General features: G+C 42.5%; 4 protein-coding genes. 2 read left to right on the top strand and 2 right to left on the bottom strand.

Annotated features, from left to right (window positions below):
* Positions 1-186: 186 nt before the first annotated feature.
* Together LV92_RS21610 and LV92_RS21605 are read right to left on the bottom strand one after the other, a co-directional pair.
* A complete protein-coding gene (locus LV92_RS21610) occupies positions 187-930 on the bottom strand; it encodes a carboxypeptidase-like regulatory domain-containing protein (protein WP_111625668.1) in 744 nt (247 codons plus the stop codon).
* 423 nt (positions 931-1,353) lie between these two features.
* Positions 1,354-2,112: a carboxypeptidase-like regulatory domain-containing protein gene (locus LV92_RS21605; RefSeq protein ID WP_111625667.1), complete on the bottom strand. Its 759-nt coding sequence runs from the start codon at positions 2,110-2,112 to the stop codon at positions 1,354-1,356.
* 323 nt (positions 2,113-2,435) lie between these two features.
* Here LV92_RS21605 and pepE point away from each other — a divergent pair, with 323 nt between their 5' ends.
* Together pepE and LV92_RS21595 are read left to right on the top strand one after the other, a co-directional pair.
* Positions 2,436-3,128: a dipeptidase PepE gene (pepE, locus tag LV92_RS21600; RefSeq protein ID WP_111625666.1), complete on the top strand. Its 693-nt coding sequence runs from the start codon at positions 2,436-2,438 to the stop codon at positions 3,126-3,128.
* 238 nt (positions 3,129-3,366) lie between these two features.
* Positions 3,367-5,651, top strand: a 2,285-nt coding sequence (locus tag LV92_RS21595; RefSeq protein ID WP_146613565.1) for a beta strand repeat-containing protein, incomplete at its 3' end; no start/stop codon positions are given.

Genomic DNA, 5,651 nt, shown 5'->3' with positions numbered 1-5,651 from the left:
TGCCCACTCTCCATCAAGCGTTCTCGATACAAAATGCCTCCTGGCATTTCACTCTAACTGACGATATCACCTTCCAATTCCAACTAACCACTGTTAACTGTTTATTGTTTATTGCTAATTGTTCCTGCCCATGACCACTGTTCACTGTTCACTGTTAATTGTTAATTGTTAATTGATCATTGTTCCTCACTCCATCCCATTATTCTTCCTGTAAATAACACTTTTTTGTTTAATAAACTCCCAAATAGCGAATAGATCCTGACTATCCACAACAGCATTGAAATTGGCATCGACCTCACAGTAATACAAAAAATCGTCTATTTTTTCCAAGGGAATTTTAAGTTGCAACACAAAAAGACTATCGGCAAATTGGGTGCGTATCTGTTGGGATTTGTTGTATTTAATATCCCGCGCAACGCGTTTCTTCAACATTTTGGTGCGCCCGGTTATGGCATTGATCAACGGATTGAACGGAATACTGGTAAACATACCAATAGACAAGGGGCCCATAGATGCTTCTCTAAGCAATCTTTCACTCTGCATCAAGGGCTTTACATGGGCATTGGGCAGCCCCAAACTAGTGGCAGAAATTACAGTTCCCACATCCATATTGTTCATATCCCTGCCCAACTCTCCCGTTAGGTTATAAGGCATAACAATAACCTCATCCAAAGCAATATTGGATTCCTCCAAGGGAACCGACAAAAATTTACTCTCCAGGATACTGGCATTTACTACAATTTGCTTGCGTTTATATTGTACGGCAGAAAAAACCAAGGTGTCATTTAGACTAACAACTATTGAAAAAAATCCGTTAACATCGGTAATAGCGGCTTTTTTTGTGGTGGTATTGAGTACATGGGTAGCAGCCACATCCCCGTCCTCACTGTACACTTTTCCTTCCAAAGTCTTGGAAAAATCCTGTGCCATTAGCCCTTGTGCAAATACACTGCAAAAGATAAAAACCAAATATATTGGGACAATGCGCACTACGTTCTAGATTATTGAAGATTATTGCTCTACCCAAGCCGGTATCGAATTTATTTTGGACGTTGGACACCAGATTTTAACTATATCCCTAAGGCGTTTATATACTTCTATCAAGTCTCATTGCTCAATACTCCTTAGCTACTTCATCCGGTGGCCAAGCGTAGTCGAAGCCACCTGCCACTATCAACTTCGCAGCAATGGTTCTCGATACAAAATGCCTACCGGCATTTCACTCGAACTGACGATAGTACTTTCTACTTCCAGCCGCACACTGACAACTGCTCACTGACCATTGTTTATTGCTAATTGTTCACTGTAAATTGTTTTAAAAACTGTTCACTGTTTACTGCCCACTGCCCCTCTTTACTTCTCCGCTTGCATTTGCTCCAGATAGGTTTTGCTATGGGTAACCAAAAAATCTATCAGCTGAAATTCATTGCGTTTTTGCAACAATGACCTTTCTGGTAATTGACTATCGCAATACAGTAAAAAATCGTCTATTTTATCTTGTGGCAGTTTAAGGTCCAGCACAAAAAATTCATCATCATATACCTGCCTCAGTACCTCACTTACCTTTAAAGGTTCTCGCTCAACATCATTATCGCTCCCCTTGGTCGCCAACATAAGCGCCTTAAAGATATTTACAAAATTAAGTCCGTCTTTCATTCCCTTGTCGGCATTGGAAATGGCAATATTCTCTACCTCGGTTAAACGGTCCGTTTCGTAATCGTAATCCCTGTTCAGGAATTCCTTGTTTTGGGCCTGAAGAAATTTTTCCTGATTTTCAGGTGTTACCACTACCTCGTCCAATTCTGTCACCTTTTCGGTAACCTCTACTACCAACCTGTTCTTTTCCAGCATTTCACTCGTAATATCCACCACCATCAATTGGTAATTAATGGCCGTAAACACCAATTGGTCGCCTGCTTTCACCATAATACCGAACTCCCCTTTGTCATTGGTAATCGTGGCCATTTCGGTAGTAACATTAATGACATTCTCATTGGGAACGTTCACATTTCTATACAGTACCTGCCCTCTTAAATATTGGCGATCATCATCCTGAGAATAAGACATAGCGACACATAAGAAGAAAAGTAGGAAGAGTATTCTATTTTGCATTTTTTATTTAAAATTAGATAAATTAAGCGTCAAATATCCTATTTTTCTTAAAGAAATAAACTTAAGTGCAGCTTTTATTCCAATATGGGATAAAGAAAAAGCAAGTTGGGTTCATAAAAAAGATAAAGACCTTTAAACTTTTGTTAATTTGCATTCACCTCACCCGGAACTGCCTACCGGCAAAGGCAGGCTCTCCAAAGGAGAGGTAAACCCGTCCGTACCGGCACGGGCGGATAGGAAATCCTGTCTGACGAACAGGCAGGCCCGATGCAGAGCCATAGTGGAAACTTTAGATTGAACTAGAAACAAGTAAGTACCACCATATGAAAAAAATATTATTGGCCAGTACCTCTACCCTATTTGGACAAGGCTATTTGGAATATCTTTTGGAGGAATTGGAGTCCTTTTTTGAAGGCCGTTCCACAATTACCTTTATCCCTTACGCCAGGCCCGGCGGTATTTCCCATGAGGATTATACTGCCTTGGCAGCTAAGGCCTTTTCTAAAATAAATAAAAAAGTGATAGGACTCCATACTTTTACGGATCCCCCGGAGGGAATTGCCCAAGCGGAAGCTATATTTACAGGTGGCGGGAATACATTTCTCCTGGTGCAGCAATTGCACCAATTGCAGCTTATTAACCCTATGAAGGAAAGAATAGAAACCGGCACCCCATATCTTGGAAGCAGTGCAGGCAGTAACATTGCCGGCCCAAGTATGAAGACCACCAATGATATGCCCATTGTATACCCCTCCAGTTTTGATACCTTGGGTGTGGTAAATTTTAATCTTAACCCCCATTATACGGATCCGGACCCCAACAGCCAACATAAAGGGGAAACTAGGGAGACCAGGATCCGTGAATTTCATATCTTTAATACTACCCCCGTAATAGGACTCCGTGAGGGCAACTATATTTTGGTGAGCGGTGACCATAAAATTCTTAAGGGCAAGGGTACAGCGCGCATCTTTGAAGCTGGAAAAAAACCTTATGAAAGTAAGAATATTCCCTTTTAACGGGGATACATTTCAGTTCACCTAGTAGTAACGTATTTTACCCGAAAAAAGGGTGAATATCTTACGATAATTTTACTTTTGATAGCCCATATTTTAAAAGCATAGGCGCCCCATTTTTAGAAAGTATGGATTTAGGCATAAATCCATCAGCTTTTGGTTCAAGAAACTTTGAACCTTGAACCTTGAACCTTGAACCTTGAACAAAAAAAACAATAGGAGAATACTAAAAAAATTGAAAATGAAATATATCCACTTCTTTTTTTGCCTGCTATTGGGAATGGCCGTGCAGGCCCAGATAAAGATCGGGGACAACCCTCAAAATATAGACCCTAGCTCTGTACTGGAACTGGAAAGTAGTTCCAGGGTATTGGTCATTACCCGTGTAAACACCGCACAAATGGACGCCATTGTACCTTCGGCAGGGGCACTGGTCTATAATACGGACGTTGAATGTATCCATTATTATACGGGAACGGAGTGGAAGGACATCTGCGATGCCGTGGCAGGCTCCATTACCTTTACCTCGGACGATGGTACTGTAGTAATTACTTCCACCGGAGGCAATAACTACGACCTAAAGGTGGGGCAGATCACCGGAATGAACATAGTAAACGAAACCGTTTTTGGTGCCGATATTGCAACGGCCACCATTGGGGAAAGGCAACTGGCACCCAATTCTGTCGGCTCCTCCGAACTACAGGACAATACCGTAGGAAAAGACGAAATACAGGAAGCGGCAGTGGGTACCTTGGAGATAATAGACGGTACTATAAAACCTGAAGACATGGAACCCGGGGCCTTTGATCAGTTATTGACGACCGATGCTGCCGGCAATGTGGTTTGGCTCAACAAAAACGAACTCGGTGCTACCCAGGCAGACCAGTCCACCATTACCGGGGCAGGTACCTCGGCGGACCCCATTAAGGTAGCCGATACCGTTATTGGCGACATCTTGGCGAATGCCAACGCCATTGCAACCAAAGAAGATCTGTCCAACAAATCGGATGATACCGCCCTTGGTAACTCCACCACCCTCTACCCCACCCAAAATGCGGTAAAGACCTATGTGGACCAATTGGCAGGAGCGGCCAGCACTTTAAACGATGGTAATATTTTTGTAGGTAATTCCGGCAATGTGGCTACAGGCGTCCCCATGGGCGGGGATGCTACCATAAGCAATACGGGTTTGGTTACTATTGCCGATCTTGCGATAACTTCTCCAAAAATAGCCATAAATGCGGTGGGCCAACCCCATCTAGCCGACAATGCGGTTATCTCCAATAAAATATTGAACGGCAATGTTACCCCCATAAAAATCCAACCAGGAGCCGCTAATCAGATCATGACCACAAATACGCTTGGAGTGGTGACCTGGCAGCCTATTTCTGCGGTAGGTGGCAACCAGGATTTAACAAGTGTCCTAGGTTTTGGAACCAGTGCCGGAAACAACCAAATAAACGATTTAGCAGACCCAACATCACCACAGGATGCAGCGACGCAAGCGTATGTGGATGCCCAAGTGGGAGGTTCTGCACAGACCATTGTAAGTGGGGATACCCCAACCAATTCAATAACTGTTGGAACGGATGGAGGTGCATATTATGTTGATGGGGATGACGATGATACCAATGAGCTTTCTGATCTAGCATTTGATCCTGGAACCAATATTTTAACTTTGACCAATCGAGCTACCCCAACTAATTCCATTGATTTATCAAGTTTGGCAGGAACTGGAACAGACAACCAGCAGCTATCAATAACTGGTGGTAATATCCTAACACTTGAAAATGGTGGAACTGTGGATTTAAATCCCTTCTTGGATAATGTTGATACCGATGACCAAACCTTAAGTCTTTCAGGTAATGAAATTACTATTTCAGAAGGTAATACAATCGATTTAAGCCCAATTTTGGCCGCAGGTGGAAGCGATGACCAACAATTAACTTTAGCAGGTAACACTTTAACCTTGGAAGATGGGGGAGCTGCAATAAGTCTGGTACCGTATTTGGACAATACCGATGAACAAACAATATCTGATTTTACTTTTGACGATACCACTAATATCCTGACACTAACCATTACAGGGGGTAATACGGACACAGCCGATTTGTCGGCTTTGGCTGGTGGCGGAAATCCAGCAGCTGCAGATGTGACTTTTTCTCCAACAGTAAATACAACCAGTAATAATGTACAAGATGCCATTGAAGAATTACAAACAGAAATAGACGGCATTACAGCAACAGGCACCAATCCCAATGATGAATTAATAACGAGTTTTACATTATCTGGAACTTCTTTAAATATAATTGAAAATGCTAATATCGTACCCGCTCTCGATTTAGATCTTGTATTTGCAACTGATGCCGAACTATCTAGTTTTAATCCTGATTGGACAAGCCTTATTAATGTTCCAGCCGACATTGCCGATGGAGATAACGATACTACCTACTCAGCAGGGACAGGACTGACCCTTACAGGAACAACTTTCGCTCTGGACAATACCACTGTAACACATGATTGGGC

The organism is Arenibacter echinorum, assembly GCF_003259375.1.
In the GTDB taxonomy this organism is placed as follows: domain Bacteria; phylum Bacteroidota; class Bacteroidia; order Flavobacteriales; family Flavobacteriaceae; genus Arenibacter; species Arenibacter echinorum.
This window is presented reverse-complemented; position numbering and strand designations above follow the sequence as displayed.